The organism is Candidatus Moraniibacteriota bacterium (assembly GCA_035390125.1).
Classification (GTDB): domain Bacteria; phylum Patescibacteriota; class Minisyncoccia; order Moranbacterales; family GWC2-37-73; genus DAOOTD01.
This window is the reverse complement of sequence record DAOOTD010000004.1, coordinates 1-15,660: the sequence shown is the minus strand read 5'-3', so window position 1 is coordinate 15,660 and position 15,660 is coordinate 1. Positions and strand designations below refer to the sequence as shown.

Sequence of the window (15,660 nt, the reverse complement as noted above, 5' to 3'; positions counted from 1 at the left end):
AAATTAACCAAAAAAACCCGGCACAGCGCCGGGATTTTTAATGTTTAAAATATTTTTACTGTTTCTTTCTGACTGCCCTAATCCTGTCTATTTCAGAAAGAAATTGTTTTCTAAGCCTCACGCTTTTGGGAGTTACTTCCAGATATTCATCTTCATTCATAATTTCCAGTCCGCGCTCGATTGAAATTTCCCATGGCGGAGTCAAATTGATTGCATCGTCCGTTCCGGAGGCGCGCATGTTTGTAAGTTGTTTGCCCTTTATAGGATTGACTGTCATATCTTCTCCTCTAGCGACATTCCCAATTATCATACCTTCATAAACTTCCGTTGATGGTCCTATATAAAGCACTCCGCGAGTCTGCAGATTTGCCAGCGAAAATCCTAAAGCTTTTCCGCTTATCATTGAAACCATTGATCCAACTTCCTTTCTCTTTATTTCCCCGACATATGGTTTGAATCCGATTACACGGGAAGAAAAAATTCCCTCACCTCGCGTATCAACTATAAATTGCCCGCGATATCCCAGAAGTCCGCGCGTTGGAGCTTCAAACAAAAGTCTGGCTTGTGATCCATGAATCTGCATATCTTTCATAATTCCCTTGCGTTTTCCCATATTTTCTATGACTGTTCCTGATATTTCACTCGGAACATCAATTGTCACCTCTTCGAATGGTTCGCTTTTGACACCCTCAACATCCTTTATGATAACCTGCGGTTGTGAAACCTGGATTTCATATCCCTCCCTGCGCATATTTTCCAGAAGTATGGCTACATGCAGTTCTCCCCGCCCAAAAACCGTATAATATTCTGCCGAGGAAGAAAAATCTATTTTAAGTCCGACATTAACTTCCAATTCTTTTTTGAGTCTTTCTAGAATTTGTTTGTTAGTCACAAATTTTCCTTCACGCCCAGCAAACGGAGAATCATTAACCATGAATCGGAGCGATATGGTTGGTTCATCAATAGTAATCTTTGGCAAAGATTCCTGAGATTCATTTTCGCAAATTGTTTCACCAATATCTATTTTTCCAAATCCAGCCACCATGACAATATCTCCAGCATAAGCCTCGTCTACCTCATCCCTGCTTGTTCCTTTGAAAGTATAAAGTTTTGTAACGCGTGATTTTTCAATCGTACCGTCATTTTTCTTAAGCAAGTATATTTGACCGGTTTTTATAGTTCCTTCATGGATGCGTCCAATAGCTAATCGTCCCAAAAAATTATCATATCCAAGATTAAAAGGCTGCATTCTGAGCTCTGCATCTTTATCAGCTTTAGCCGGTCTAACTTTAAGCAAAATCATATCCAGCAGCGGCTCTATTGTTTTAGATTCATCAGTCAGATGTTCCTTGGCAATACCTTGTTTTCCGATTGCATATATTGTTGTGAAATCCAATTGTTCATCATTGGCGCCTAAATCCAGAAACAATTCATATACCTGTTCCTGAACCAAGTCTGGATTGGCGGCCGGCTTGTCTATTTTATTAATAACCACTATCGGCTTAAGGCCAAGCTCCAAAGATTTTTTGAGCACAAATCTTGTTTGTGGCATCGGACCTTCTTGCGCATCCACAACCAAAAGCACGCTGTCAATTGAGCGTAAAACCCGTTCTACTTCAGATCCAAAATCGGCATGCCCGGGAGTATCCACAATATTTATTTTTGAACCACGATAAAAAACAGATGTGTTTTTGGAATAAATTGTGATTCCACGTTCTTGTTCCAGCGCATTGGAATCCATACTCACCCCTTCTTCCACCATACCTGTTTGCCTCATAATAACATCAGTAAGCGTTGTCTTACCGTGGTCAACATGAGCAATGATGGCTATATTCCTAATTTCCATAATAATAAATAAAAAGACTGCCCCTCGGCAGTTTACCCCGCACTTTTATTATATAGTGCGCAGGCTTTCTCCTTAACCAAGCTACATTGAAATATATCATTAAATTAAGCGGAGGTCAATCAAAAATTTTTTCTAAAAGTTCAAATTTTCCTTTTTTTGTTTTTGCAGAAAAATAGATAATATTTTCAGTTTGTAATTTTTCAATAATGCCTTTCTTTTTTTTGGATAATTCACTGTTTTTTACTTTGTCCATTTTGTTGGCAACTACAATTATTTTATATTTATTTTCCTGTAAAAGTTCCATCATTTCCAGGTCAAATTTGGTTGGTCCAACATTTCCATCAATTATTAAAATCACTTTTTTGGGTTTTTTTTCATTTTGTTCCAGATACCACATAATCATCTTGCGCATTTTTTCGGCAAACTTCAGGGACTGTTTGGAATAGCCATAGCCGGGCAAATCGACAAAATATGTGTCTTCATTAATAAGAAAAAAATTGAGTTGCAGTGTCCTGCCAGGAGTAGAACTGGAAATCGCCAGATCTTTCATGCCAACTAAAGTATTGATTACGCTTGATTTTCCAACATTAGAACGGCCAACAAAAGCAACTTGTGGCAATGCATCTTGTGGCAGTCCTTCCCCGCCAATAGCTCCTTTCAAAAATTTTGCAGATTTTATTTCAAACATAACTATATTCATCGTAAATTAATCTTCCTTGATATCAGCAGGTTTTGGATTGCATTTTTTTATTATTCCGATTATTCTTTCTATTTCAGCCACAGAATCTTTTATTTTTGCCTGCGTATCTTCGCTTAAATTACGATCTTTGGTCCTGGTTGTTAAATCTTCACTAAGTAAAGACAGCACTGCTATTTTTTCTTCCTTTACTTTTTCAAAATTCTGACCTTCATTTGAATAATTTCCGACTAAATTATATATATAGTCATCAATTTCACTTTCTGATTTACCTGCCAGATCCTGGAATAAAAGGCAACCTTTTTCGTCAACACTATATAAATCAAATCCGCTTTCAGCAATAACGTCTTTAGCGAGAAGTTTAAAAGAATAATCACTATATATTTTTTTAATATTTGCAGATATTGTTTCTTTTTGTAATGAAGGTTCAGATAAATTTTTGCTTTCTTTAGTATATTGTTCATATTTTTTGCTTGCATCCTCTTTGACAATTTCCTTTTCATCCGCTTTTTTCTGAACTTCTGCAAGTCTTTCCTTTATCTTATCCATTCTTTCATCTTTTTTGTGAAGTCCTGGAATATATACGCCAATAGCAGATTGCTCCTCTTCTTGCTGAGATATTTCTTTTGCATCATTTTGGATATTATTTTTTTCTTGAAAAGAGGCTGGTACGCTTTCGTTCATGGCGTGATTTTCCTGGAGTTCTTTGAGCCTGTTTTTCACATCACCAATGTTTGCATATGAATCTTCTTGGCGATTCGCAGTATATGTTCTTAAGGAAGCCTGGTTTTTTTCTTGTTGATCCATTTCCTTGATGCTATTCATCATACTGTTTTTTTCCTGAAAAGAAACTGGCTTGTTCTCTTCTTTGGGAGTATTTTCCTGTAGTTTCCTAAGTCTGTCTTTTACATCATTAATATTGTAGCTTTCCTGGTTTTTATTAAAATATTTTGCCAAACTGATATCTTTCTCCATTTCTTGCATATTAGCTCTTTCGCTTCCAGCAAAAAGCTTAGATGATTCAGTTTTATTGATATCATAATTAACAGTTTTGAGATTTAGAGTTTTTGTTTCAGGAATATTGCTCCTGATATCTTTAGCTAATCTGTTTTCTTTTGATTCACTCCTGACATCTGCCCTGGATGCAGATTTAAAATTTCCACTTTCATTTTTTACGTTATTTTTTAAATCAGAATGTTTCTCATTGATGTTTTGTGAGGATGAACTTCCTGAAAGAGTATAAGACTTACCCTTGTTCCAAATTTTAGACAAGTCTCTCATTTTCTTGTCAGAAAACCTGTCTTCTTTGTTTTTCATTAGCCTGCCGAAAGCCTTTTTTAAGCCTTCATTGGTAAGCCCTCCTTTTGCTTCTTTTCTAAAAGAATTCCAAAAAGCTTGACGATCACGCCCAGTTTTCAAAAGCTCCTTTCCTCCCTTTTTAAGCATATCCGTCATAACGCTACTCTTGCGGTAGTTTACGGGTTTGAGTTGTTTGTTGGTGACTACTTGTCTTGTAAACATTTTTTATTCTTATTCTTATTATTAAAGCAAAAAGCGGGGTTTGCACCCTGCTTTTTTAATTACCCTTTAATTATAGCATATTTTAAACTAAATGTCTATAATTTTTTCTAACAAAAACCCCCGACTTAAATCGGGGGTTTTATATCAATTAGACTAGTATCTGTTTCCTCCTCCGTTGAAATCACGTCTTGGTGGACGAGCTTCCATTGGGCGAGCTTCATTTACAGTCAGTGTGCGTCCTTCGTACTCTTTTTTATCAAACATTTCAATTGCTTTTGATGCCTCTTCATCAGAAGACATTTCAACAAATCCGAAACCTTTTGAACGGCCTGTCATCTTGTCCATTATAATAATAGATGATTCAACAGATCCTGCTTGAGCAAAAAGGTCTTTCAGCTGATCTTCCGAAGTTGAATAAGGAAGTCCGCCGACATATAGCTTCTTTGCCATATTTTCGCTTTTTGTAAAAAATTAATTTTGTAAGGCGACCTCTTCTCTTAATTTTCGACAAAATGCGAAAACCAGTAAGACACTTACAATTGAGCCCATGATACATTGCCTTGAACATTTTGTCAATTAAAAAAATAGAACCCCATAAAAAGGGGTTCTATTTAAAAATCAAATTATTTTTTTATTTCTCCTTATTTTCTGGTTCTCCGGCTGTAGCTTCGCTTGGTGTCTCTTTCACAACTCCTTCGACTTTAGAAACATCCTCTTCAACCTTAGCCTCAAGGCTTTCCAATTCCTCCAGTGTTCTCGGTTCCTGTACGGAAGCAATGATTGTTTCATTATCAATTAAAATTTCAATTTTATCGGAAACTTTCAGATCTTTAACTGCAATAACATCATCAAAGGTAATCAGCTTTGAAATATCAACTTCATATTTTTCAGGTAAATCAGCCGGCAAACATTTGACCGTAATTTCATCCAGGCTTTTAACCAATATTCCTCCAAGCTCTTTAACCGCGGGAGATTCGCCTATAAATTCCAAAGGAATTTCCGTTTCAACTTCTTCTTTCATGTTTACTTGGAAAAAATCCACATGGGAAAAATTTCCGCTCATGGGATCTTTTTGAGTATCATGGACGAGAACATTTGTTTTTTTACCGCCTATTTCGAGTTCTACAAGAGCATTCTCTCCGGCTTTTTCATATACCCTACCAAAATCAAGATAATTTACTAGAATATTTTGAGGCTTAGTCTCATGGCCGTATAAAACAGCAGGAATTAAACTTTCCTCACGTAATTTTTTCACTTTTTTACCTGTAATTTCACGTATTTTAGCTTTCAATGTGATTACTTTGTTCATTTTTATAAAATCTTAATATATTATTAGACTTCAGCCAGGATAACATTATTCAGCCGAAATGTAAAGGGGGTTTTCTTGAATTAGATTTTTATTTTAAAACTTTTTTTACTGGCGCAAAACTTTGGCGGTGGATTTCACATGGTCCGTATTTAGAAAGTGCCTCCATGTGCATCTTCGTGCCATAGCCCTTATGCTTATCAAAACCATATTGTGGATATTTCTCATGCATTTCTACCATCATCCTGTCTCTGGTAACTTTTGCAATTATGGATGCTGCAGAAATTGATTTTACGATACTATCTCCACCTATAACGGCCTTTTGATCAATACTAAAATTAGGTATCTTTTTATTTCCATCAACCAGAATAACTATTTTTCCATCAGCTTCAGATTTTAGACTTTCAACCTTAGACTTGTTGCGGACTAAGTCAGCAACTGCTTTTTTCATCGCTAAAAAACTAGCCTCTAATATGTTTATACGATCAATTGTTTTATGGTCGCAAAGTCCGATGCCAACATGAAAATTTTCATAAATAAAATCAAAAACCTTTTCCCTTTGTTTTTCAGAAAGCTTCTTAGAATCTCTTACCAAATCCCACATACCATCTTCCTGATTTCTTATTCCTAATTCTTGTTTTTTAAGTGTTACTGCAGCAGCCAAAACCGGCCCGCAAAGAGGTCCCCGGCCAGCTTCATCCACACCAATTACAAAACTGTGTCCTTTTTCTATAAATTCCTTTTCTAACAAAAATGTAGATTTTTCCATTTGTACAACAAATTACTTATGAATAATGACTGGCGTTCCAATTTCTGCCCAATCATAGACTTGTTTGGCTGGGCCAACACCAAGACGGACACATCCATGAGAAACAGCTGTCCCTAGATGATTAGCCCCTTCTTTGTGGCCTCCCGGCCATTCAGGTAATTCATGTATCCCCATTTCCCCTGCCGGTTTAAAAGCCATCCAATAAGGCATCCAGAGTGCGTATTTTTTTGACCAGGCTCTGGGATATTTATTTTCGATTTTGAATGTTCCTATTGGGGTATTAAATCCTTTTCTGCCGGAAGAAATTAAAAATGCGTCTAAAGCCTTTCCATCTTCAAAGATAACCATGTTTTGATATCCTAAACTTATATCAATATATTTCCCTGTTAATATCTGGGGCTTTGTATAAATCATAGCCTCACCCAATTTGGTATTTGGATTTTTATTGCGTCCTTCAGCTGGAGGTGGTGGGATAACAGGCTCTGGAATAATATCAGCTTTCAATGCCTCATTATTCTTTTCATCCTTCAATGTTTCTGCTATTGCAGCTTGATTTGTCCCGCTAGCCTGTTCGACTTCACTTTCTTGAATAATAAATTCATTATCTATTTGCTCAGCTTGCGCTTTTATTTGCAGTTTTTGTGAGTAAGTTTGGATAAAATATGTTATGCCAAAAGAAGCACATATTATGACTGCACCGCCAAAAAACTTACGTAATATATGGGGATTATCTTTATGGGGTATGAATGAATGCATTTTTTGATTCTTAAAAATTCATTATTCTTTTGTAATTTATATTATATCATGAAAAGAAAAAGATAAGACAAAAATCACCGCCTTTTCAGAGCGGTGAATTTTTTATTATTATAAGATTTTTTATAACCACAGGAAAAAGCCTATTATAAAAATAGATGCTTTATAAAAGTAACTAGTCCATGCCACCAATTTCCCAGAGAATTGCCCGCCTTAGATGGTGGAACATCTAATTGATTATTTGATGATGTTGGAGATTGTGCTTCTTGAATAACATTTTCCTCTGCAATCTCGTTTGAATAAACAACTGGCTCTGATATTTCAAAATGATTACTGAATACAGAATTGAGAATGTTTCCATTTTGGTCGAAACCATCTATTCTTATTTGATAATTATCAGGTTTTAAACCGTCAGCCGGCATAGGTAATGATTTGGAATTAATAGGCCAGGTATAAAAACCATAACCGTTTTCGACAGGAATAGCGTAGCCATTTGGCGTTATGTAGTTAGTATTGCCACTGCCCTGAATCCTGCTGTCATAGACATAAATATTAACTGCTTTTATTTTTTCTCCAGATTCCCAGGTGATATGATATGAACCATCATATTTCCAAATTTCTCCACCTACGGGCGAAGTTATTTTAATTTCCTTGCCAAAATTTTCATCTTCATAAGTAACTTTAAACGTACTGTCTTGAGTCTTATAAACAGGATTCCTTATACTAAAAGACTTGGGGCTATGTGTAGAAGTAATAACATTGCCATCACTACTTAAACCATCGATTCTTATATAATAATCATGATGAACAGGATCCCCATCATATGCAGGCAATAAACTTTTTTGAATTGTCCAAGAATAAGAACCGCTTTTTGCCGAAATTGGTTCTCCGTTAGGAGTTATATAATTTATATAGCCACTACCCTTTTTTGATTCCTCATTATAAACATATACCATTACGGATTTGACCGAATCATCTGCCTGCCATTTGATTTTATATGTATTATCCCAATACCACTGCTCTCCGCCAATTGGAGAAATTATTCTCACTTTTTCTCTAGCAAAGGTAGTATCAGAACCTAAAATTAACATCATTATTAAACCTAAACAGTAGCAAATAAATTTTGTTTTTGTTTTCATTTTTTTGTTTTAATATTTAAGACTCTTATTGAATGTTATTATAACACAAAAAAAACTTTTGCACATTTAAAAACTATGCTATTATGAAAACATAAAATATCTTGCAAAACCCAGTGGCTAGTTCCCGGGGTATGAAGATAACAAAAAAATGTCAAAACCCAAATTTCAAATTTCAACTAGTTTTTATTTTAAGCCCTGCTATTTTGGTAGAGGCTTTTGTTTTTTATTATTAAACAGTTAACAAGTTTGCGAGTTAACGGGCTCCGACTCTTTAACCCGTTAACACGTTAACGCTTAAACAAGTTAGTTATGAAATTTACCCATCTTCACGTCCATTCTCACTACTCTTTGCTCGATGGTCTTGGAAAAATAGACGACCTGCTTGATCGCGCCAAAGAACTTGGCATGGATTCAATCGCCCTGACTGACCACGGAGTAATGTATGGTGCTGTAGAGCTTTTTATTAAAGCTAAGGAAAAAGGCATCAAACCAATCATCGGCTGTGAAATGTATGTTACCCCAAATGATTTACATTCTAAAAATCCAACGGCAGAAGACCGGAAAAGGTATCATCTGATATTATTGGCTAAAAATGAAGAGGGTTATCATAATTTAATGAAGCTTGTTTCTATCGCCCACTTGGAAGGATTTTATTACAAACCCAGGATCGACCGACAGACGCTCAGAAAATATGCCAAGGGCCTAATTGGACTTTCCGCCTGTATTGAAGGAGAAATTCCAGCACATATAGTTATGGGAAAATACGAAAAGTCTAAGGAATTAGCTTTGGAATATAAGGATATCTTCGATGAAAATGGTTTTTTCCTTGAAGTACAGGATCATCCAAATTATGAAAATCAAAAAATTGCTAATGAAGGAATTCTTAAATTATCCAAAGAGCTTAATATTCCGGTTGTTGCTACCTGTGACGTGCATTATGTGAATAAAACAGATGCAGATGCACAAGATATTCTTCTTTGTGTTCAAACTAACCGCAAGGTTTACGAAAAAGACCGCCTTAATTTATCAGACTTTAATTTATCTTTCCGCAGTCCTGAAGAAATTGCATTCGCTTTTCCAGATAATCCAGAAGTTATTTCCAATACGCAATTAGTTGCTGATCAGTGTAATTTTCAATTGAAGCTTGGAGAAACCCAGCTCCCTCATTTTGATGTTCCCAAGGGTTTTACGCCCATGTCCTATTTAAGACATCTCTGTGAAGAAGGACTTAAAAAACGTTTCGACGGTAATATCCAAGAAAAACACAGAAGAAGGATGGAATATGAGCTTTCTGTTATTGAAAAAACTGGTTATGCCTCTTACTTTTTAATCGTACAGGATTTCGTAAACTGGGCTAAAGAAAACAAAATTGTTGTCGGACCAGGAAGAGGCAGTGCTGCTGGAAGTTTTGTTTCATATATTACGGGCATAACAAACATTGACCCGATTGAATATAATTTGCTTTTTGAAAGATTTCTGAATCCGGAACGTATTTCTATGCCTGATGTTGACATGGATTTTGCTGACGATAGAAGAGATGAAGTCCTTGATTATGTCAGAAAAAAATATGGAGATGACCATGTTTCACAGATCATAACCTTCGGAACAATGGCCGCCCGCGCAGCTATCCGTGACACGGGCAGAGCTCTTGGTTTTCCCTATGAATTTTGCGACAAGACAGCCAAGATGATCCCGATGTTTTCTTCCATAAAAAAAGCACTGGAAGATGTTCCGGAATTTAAAGTTCATTATAATTCTGGTGCTGATGCTAAAAAACTTATTGATAACGCTATGCGTTTGGAGGGAGTTGTCAGGCATGCCGGGATGCACGCCTGCGGAGTTGTCATCACCAAAAAACCTGTAACAGAATATTCTCCTATTCAAAATGTAATCGGCGATCGCCAAGGCACTGTAACCCAATATTCATCTTCAACGAAATCCAGCTATGTGGAAAAAATCGGTCTTCTTAAAATGGACTTTTTGGGACTTAAAAACCTGACCATCATACAAAATACTTTGCGCATTGTCAGAAAAACAAGAAATCTCAACATTGATATGGATATGTTGCCTCTGGATGATAAAGAAACCTTCAAGCTTCTGCAGGAAGCCCGCACTACCGGGGTTTTCCAATTGGAAAGCAGTGGCATGAAAAGATATCTTAAATTATTAAAACCAACTGTTTTTGAAGATATAATCGCCATGGTAGCTCTGTACCGTCCAGGACCTATGGATTGGATTCCGGATTTTATTTCAGGAAAACATGGTGGGAAAATAAAATACATTCATCCAAAATTGGAACCTATTTTACAGAATACTTACGGAGTAGCAGTCTACCAGGAACAGGTTATGCAAATTGCCCGGGATCTGGCCGGATTTACAATGGGTGAAGCTGATGTTCTACGCAAAGCCATGGGCAAGAAAATTTTCGAGCTCATCAAGGAACAGCGAATTAAATTTATTGAAGGTTGCGTCAATAATGGTATCAGCAGTGAAATTGCTGAAAGAGTTTTTTCTTTTATTGAGCCCTTTGCTGGATATGGTTTTAATCGTTCTCATGCAGCCTGTTATGCTTTGATTGGATACCAGACAGCTTATCTTAAAGCTCATTTCCCTGCTGAATTCATGGCTGCTCTTTTAACTTCTGACCAGGACAATATTGACCGTATAGCTATTGAAGCTGAAGAATGCCGGGAAATGGGCATAGAAGTTTTGGAGCCGAATATAAATGAAAGTTTTGAGGATTTTGCCGTGATTGTTGATGAAAACGGAATTGAGCGCATACGCTTTGGATTCAATGCTATCAAGAACGTCGGCCATGTTGTGGCCCATGAAATAGTTGAAGAAAGAAAAAAGAATGGAAAATTCAAGTCTCTTGGTGATTTTCTGGAAAGAGTCCAAACTAAAGATCTCAATAAAAAATCTATTGAGGCTCTGGCTAAAGTTGGCGCCCTGGATGAATTGGGAGAAAGGAACCAAATAGTTGAAAGCATGGATAATATTCTGACTTTTACAAAAAATATTCAGAAAATAAAAAATTCCAATCAGGTCAGCCTTTTTGGCGAAACTGTTTTAGAGGCTCCTAATGTTCAATTGATTGAAGCAACTCCCGCCATTGAAAGGCAGAAATTAAATTGGGAAAAAGAATTGTTGGGTTTATATGTAAGTGGCCATCCGGCACGCGAATATCAATCATACATTGAAAAAGTGGCTTTGCCTTTGGATAAGCTATCAAAAGATCTGGTTGGACAAAAAATTTCTGTCGGCGGCGTAATTTTAAAAATCCATAAAATACTCACCAAAAATCAACAGACAATGTATTTTATAGTTATTGCTGACACAAAAGGAACTATCGAATTATTAGTTTTCCCAAAAGTGCTGGAAAGAATTACCAGTCTTTGGGAGGAAGAAAAAGTTATTATTGCTACCGGAAGACTTTCAGACAAAGATGACCAATACAAGTTAATAGTTGACGACGCCAGAGAGATAAACCAGGCTGAATTGGAAAATAATATGCGCATAGAAGCAACAAGAACAAGGCATGAGACAAGAGATAGAGAAAGAGATGATTCTCAAATCTCAAATCTCGAATCTCAAAGGCTAATCATTACTTTGCCTGATGATGCCAAGCCGGATATGATTCAAAGTCTCACACAGATTTTAAGCGATTGTAAATCCGGTGATTGCAAAGTATTTTTGCACCACCAAACAAATAAGATGGAAACTCCCTTTTCTATTGAACATGATAAGGAAATACTGGAAAAGGTTAAAAATATAATAAAAGAAGGAAAAGTTGAACTTGCATAAAAATAAAGTCTTATTTATACTAAAAGCACAATTAAATGATACAATGAAGCGGATTAACCAACCGCTGAGTCTCCGCCATTTTCCAGCGATTTGGAAAAAAGAGTGCCCAAAAAATAAGGGAATTCGAGTGGAACCCCCCGCTTATGCCGGGGCTCGAAATTATTTATTTTTTGGGTATTTATTTTCAAACGAAGCGAGTGAAATGAATATTTTTTCATTTCCGAGCGAGTGATGAAAACAAAGTGATTTAATATCAATTTATTTTTAAAAATTATTATATAAATTTTATGAAGACTAAACAAAACAATTTAGAGGTTCTCCGCCATTCAACTTCTCATGTTTTAGCCAGTGCAGTTTTAGAAATGTTTCCAGAAGCCAAGTTTGGGATTGGTCCGGCCATTGAAAACGGATTTTATTATGACTTCGAACTTCCCCGCACTCTTATTCCTGAAGATTTGCCTCTCCTGGAAGAAAAAATGAAAGAAATAGTCAAAAATGATTACAAGTTTGAGCGCGCAGAAATTTCAACTGAAGAAGGCAGAAAAGATTTTAAAAAACTTGGGCAGACTTATAAACTTGAGCTTATTGACGACCTCGAAAAAGAAGGAAATAAAAAAGTTTCTGTATATAAAGCTGGCCATTTTGTGGATCTTTGTTCTGGACCGCATATTGAATCGACCGGAAAAATAAACCTGAAAGCTTTTACGCTGACAAAAATTTCCGGAGCCTATTGGAAAGGCGATGAAAAAAATCAGCAGCTGCAGAGGATTTACGGCGTGGTTTTTGAAAAAGAAAAAGAGTTGGAAGAATATAAAATTCAACAAGAAGAAGCAATTAAGCGCGATCATAAAAAGCTAGGACGAGAACTAGATCTCTTTTCTTTCCACCCGGAAGCTCCTGGTAGTGCTTTCTGGCATCCAAAAGGTATGATCATTTGGAATGAACTGGAAAAATTCGGAAAAAGTATCCGCAAAAAATATAAATATACTGAAATTCAGACTCCAATTTTAGCTAAAAATACTTTATGGAAAACTTCCGGCCATTGGGATCATTATAAAGATACAATGTTTTCTTTCGATCTGGATAAAGAAACATACTGCCTAAAACCTATGGATTGTCCTTTTAACATAAAAATATACCAGACTCAGCAGAGATCCTACAAAGAATTGCCTATTCGCTATACCGAAATTGGCAGGATACTGCGCAATGAAAAATCAGGCGAGCTTAATGGCCTGCTCCGCGTCCGCCATCTGACCCAGGATGATTCACATGTTTTCCTGATGAAAAATCAAATAAAGGAAGAGATTATAAATCTTATTAAAATGACGAAAGAATATTATGCAGTTTTTGGAATAAATCCTGAATTCTTCCTTTCTACCCGTCCGGATGATTTTATGGGCGAAATAAAAGATTGGGATGAAGCAGAAAAAGATCTTGAGACAGCCTTAAAGAAAGAAGGTGTGAACTTTGAAATTAAGGAAAAGGACGGTGCTTTTTATGGACCAAAAATTGATATTGATATAAAAGATGCACTTGGCCGCCGTTGGCAATTAGCAACCATACAGCTTGATTTCCAATTACCTCAAAGATTCAATTTGGAATATGTGGATTCTGACGGCAGCAAAAAAACTCCTGTTATGATTCATGCAGCTATTTTTGGAACATTTGAAAGATTTATTGGAATTATTTTGGAACATTTTGCCGGAGCTTTGCCTCTCTGGCTCTCGCCCGTGCAAGTGACAATTATTCCAGTTTCTGAAAAATTTTCTGATTATGCCAAAGAAGTTGAAAATAAATTAATTGAAAAAACTATACGCGTAGAAATAAATGATAAAGGAGAATCATTGGGTAAAAGAATTTCTGAAGCTGAAAAACAAAAATCTCCGTATATTCTAGTTGTCGGAGAGCGTGAAATAAAAGAAAAAAGCGTTAACGTGAGATTACGCGGAATCAAGGAACAACAAATACTTTCAATTGATAAATTTATTGAAAAAATTGCCAGAGAAATCGAAGAAAAGAAATAAAAAAACATTATAAAAAATTAGAGCGGGCATCCCTTTTGGGTATGTCCGCTCATTTGTTGCACAAGTTTTTTTGTTACGGTATTGCCGGAAATACGACTTTGTCATCAGCACCGTAGATAAAAGTCTGCCTGCTTCTCCCTTTTTTAACCAGAAGCTGGCGATTATCCACCATTAAGAAAACCTTCTTTTTTCTGCCTTTGGCTTTTACAAAAATAGCCTCGGCACCTTGTTTTTTTTCTGTAGCCCTGCTTACAATTTCTTGAATAACGTTGTGATCATTTAGGCTGCTCCCTGAGAGAATTACTTTTTGCTTTAGCATAAGACCCCCTTTATCTTTTTTTTTATTTTTTATATCATGTATATTATATAAAGCATTATACCAACTGCTTATTTTTTAAATAACAATCAATAAAGTATTAAATAAAAAAGCGTAATTGTCAATCTCCCGTCAAGATATGCTTTGATATAGATAAAATATGCCAAAATATCACATCAAAACTTTTGGCTGCGCCATGAATGTTTCTGATTCCGAGCGGATTGCTTCCTTTTTGGAGAAACAGGGCTTTATATTGGCTAAAAAGACGGAATTGGCCGATCTGGTTGTTTTTAATACTTGCGGAATTAGGCAAACTGCTGAAAACAGAGCTTATGGCATGATTCATGATTTGAGAAAAAAACATAAAGATACAAAAATAATCTTGACTGGTTGTCTTGCCAACAGAAAAGATGTGCAGATAAGAATGAAAAAGGTAGTTGATTTATTTACAGAAATTAAAGATTTTCCGAAAAACTTTTCCAAGAAACAAATGAATTATTTGTGCATAAAACCAAAACATACAAATAAATTTCAAGCCTATGTTCCTATCATGACCGGTTGCAACAAATTCTGTTCCTATTGCGTTGTTCCCTATGCCCGCGGACGAGAAATATCCAGACCAGCAAAAGAAATAGAAAAAGAAGTACAGGCGCTGATTAAAAAAGGCTACAAGCATATTATCTTATTGGGACAAAATGTGAACTCATACAAAGATGATGGTATAAATTTTTCAAAGTTATTGAAAAAAATAAATACCATTCCGGGAAATTTTTGGATTTCATTCGTCTCTTCACACCCCAAAGATTTCAGCAATGAACTTATTGAAACGATTGCTAAATGCAAGAAAGTCTGCGAATGGGTGCACCTACCAATTCAATCCGGCAATGATAAAATTCTGGAAAGAATGAACCGCAGATACACACAAAAACACTACCTTGGACTTATCAAAAAAATACGTTTAGCTTTTAAAAAATATAAACCTGATTCTTTATATTCCATATCTTCCGATATTATAGTAGGCTTCCCTGGCGAAACAAAAAAACAATTTATGGATTCAGCGGAAGTTGCGCAGAAAGCTAAATTTGACATGGTATTTTTTGGACAATTCTCTCCCCGCCCTGAAACTGTTGCCTGGAAAATAAAGGATAATGTCTCGAAAAAAGAAAAAGTCAGACGTGAAAAAATTCTTAATGAGATATTGAAAAAAACTGCTACAGAAAATAACAAAAAGTATGTCGGAAGAAAAATAGATATCCTTATAGAAAAACAAATTAATAATATTTACTTTGGTAAAACAAGAACAATGAAAAACGTTAAAATAAAATCTAAAATAAAAAATTTGGTTGGAAAAATCGTGAAAGCAAAAATAACCAAAGCTAATATATGGAATTTAGAGGCTAGTTTTTAACCCCAAAAAAAACACCCCTCCTGGGGTGTTTTTGAATTTCTTTTAATTAAGCTACACCCTCACATCCTCCTTGATGA

General features: G+C 35.8%; 12 protein-coding genes. 3 read left to right on the top strand and 9 right to left on the bottom strand.

Annotated features, from left to right (window positions below):
- Positions 1–55: 55 nt before the first annotated feature.
- From typA to PLR68_03960, 8 genes are all read right to left on the bottom strand, one after another.
- Positions 56–1,849 carry a translational GTPase TypA gene (typA, locus tag PLR68_03995; protein ID HOW60881.1) on the bottom strand — a complete coding sequence of 598 codons (1,794 nt, stop codon included), beginning with the start codon at positions 1,847–1,849 and terminating at the stop codon, positions 56–58.
- A 112-nt stretch (positions 1,850–1,961) separates the two neighbouring features.
- A complete protein-coding gene (yihA, locus tag PLR68_03990) occupies positions 1,962–2,534 on the bottom strand; it encodes a ribosome biogenesis GTP-binding protein YihA/YsxC (GenBank protein ID HOW60880.1) in 573 nt (190 codons plus the stop codon).
- 18 nt (positions 2,535–2,552) lie between these two features.
- On the bottom strand, positions 2,553–4,064 hold the full coding sequence (locus PLR68_03985; GenBank protein ID HOW60879.1) for a hypothetical protein: 1,512 nt from the start codon (positions 4,062–4,064) through the stop codon (positions 2,553–2,555).
- Positions 4,065–4,217: 153 nt separating this feature from the next.
- Entirely contained in the window at positions 4,218–4,514 is a 297-nt protein-coding gene (locus PLR68_03980; protein HOW60878.1) for an RNA-binding protein, read from the bottom strand.
- 181 nt (positions 4,515–4,695) lie between these two features.
- Positions 4,696–5,373 (bottom strand): 50S ribosomal protein L25, encoded by a 678-nt coding sequence (locus tag PLR68_03975; protein HOW60877.1) that lies wholly within the window; start codon positions 5,371–5,373, stop codon positions 4,696–4,698.
- 88 nt (positions 5,374–5,461) lie between these two features.
- Positions 5,462–6,139 (bottom strand): ribonuclease HII, encoded by a 678-nt coding sequence (locus PLR68_03970; GenBank protein HOW60876.1) that lies wholly within the window; start codon positions 6,137–6,139, stop codon positions 5,462–5,464.
- A 12-nt stretch (positions 6,140–6,151) separates the two neighbouring features.
- Complete coding sequence (locus PLR68_03965; GenBank protein HOW60875.1) at positions 6,152–6,895, bottom strand: L,D-transpeptidase; 744 nt, start codon at positions 6,893–6,895, stop codon at positions 6,152–6,154.
- Between the two features lie 143 nt (positions 6,896–7,038).
- Positions 7,039–8,031: a hypothetical protein gene (locus tag PLR68_03960; protein ID HOW60874.1), complete on the bottom strand. Its 993-nt coding sequence runs from the start codon at positions 8,029–8,031 to the stop codon at positions 7,039–7,041.
- A gap of 309 nt (positions 8,032–8,340) precedes the next feature.
- Here PLR68_03960 and PLR68_03955 point away from each other — a divergent pair, with 309 nt between their 5' ends.
- Both PLR68_03955 and thrS read left to right on the top strand, forming a co-directional pair.
- Entirely contained in the window at positions 8,341–11,835 is a 3,495-nt protein-coding gene (locus PLR68_03955; protein HOW60873.1) for a DNA polymerase III subunit alpha, read from the top strand.
- A gap of 287 nt (positions 11,836–12,122) precedes the next feature.
- The gene (thrS, locus tag PLR68_03950; protein ID HOW60872.1) at positions 12,123–13,859 is read left to right on the top strand and encodes a threonine--tRNA ligase; all 1,737 of its coding nucleotides are present in this window, start codon (positions 12,123–12,125) and stop codon (positions 13,857–13,859) included.
- Positions 13,860–13,932: 73 nt separating this feature from the next.
- Here thrS and PLR68_03945 read toward each other — a convergent pair whose 3' ends face one another.
- Complete coding sequence (locus tag PLR68_03945; protein HOW60871.1) at positions 13,933–14,178, bottom strand: hypothetical protein; 246 nt, start codon at positions 14,176–14,178, stop codon at positions 13,933–13,935.
- 157 nt (positions 14,179–14,335) lie between these two features.
- On the opposite strand from PLR68_03945, the gene miaB reads away from it, so the two are divergent.
- On the top strand, positions 14,336–15,583 hold the full coding sequence (gene miaB / locus PLR68_03940; GenBank protein HOW60870.1) for a tRNA (N6-isopentenyl adenosine(37)-C2)-methylthiotransferase MiaB: 1,248 nt from the start codon (positions 14,336–14,338) through the stop codon (positions 15,581–15,583).
- Positions 15,584–15,660 lie beyond the last annotated feature (77 nt).

Excerpts from the sequence above, each read along its gene's own strand:
- PLR68_03975 (HOW60877.1), bottom strand. The coding sequence starts at position 5,373 with ATGAACAAAGTAATCACATTGAAAGCTAAAATACGTGAAATTACAGGT.
- yihA (HOW60880.1), bottom strand. The coding sequence starts at position 2,534 with ATGTTTGAAATAAAATCTGCAAAATTTTTGAAAGGAGCTATTGGCGGG.
- thrS (HOW60872.1), top strand. The coding sequence starts at position 12,123 with ATGAAGACTAAACAAAACAATTTAGAGGTTCTCCGCCATTCAACTTCT.
- PLR68_03955 (HOW60873.1), top strand. The coding sequence starts at position 8,341 with ATGAAATTTACCCATCTTCACGTCCATTCTCACTACTCTTTGCTCGAT.
- PLR68_03980 (HOW60878.1), bottom strand. The coding sequence starts at position 4,514 with ATGGCAAAGAAGCTATATGTCGGCGGACTTCCTTATTCAACTTCGGAA.
- PLR68_03965 (HOW60875.1), bottom strand. The coding sequence starts at position 6,895 with ATGCATTCATTCATACCCCATAAAGATAATCCCCATATATTACGTAAG.
- PLR68_03970 (HOW60876.1), bottom strand. The coding sequence starts at position 6,139 with ATGGAAAAATCTACATTTTTGTTAGAAAAGGAATTTATAGAAAAAGGA.
- PLR68_03960 (HOW60874.1), bottom strand. The coding sequence starts at position 8,031 with ATGAAAACAAAAACAAAATTTATTTGCTACTGTTTAGGTTTAATAATG.
- miaB (HOW60870.1), top strand. The coding sequence starts at position 14,336 with ATGCCAAAATATCACATCAAAACTTTTGGCTGCGCCATGAATGTTTCT.
- PLR68_03945 (HOW60871.1), bottom strand. The coding sequence starts at position 14,178 with ATGCTAAAGCAAAAAGTAATTCTCTCAGGGAGCAGCCTAAATGATCAC.
- PLR68_03985 (HOW60879.1), bottom strand. The coding sequence starts at position 4,064 with ATGTTTACAAGACAAGTAGTCACCAACAAACAACTCAAACCCGTAAAC.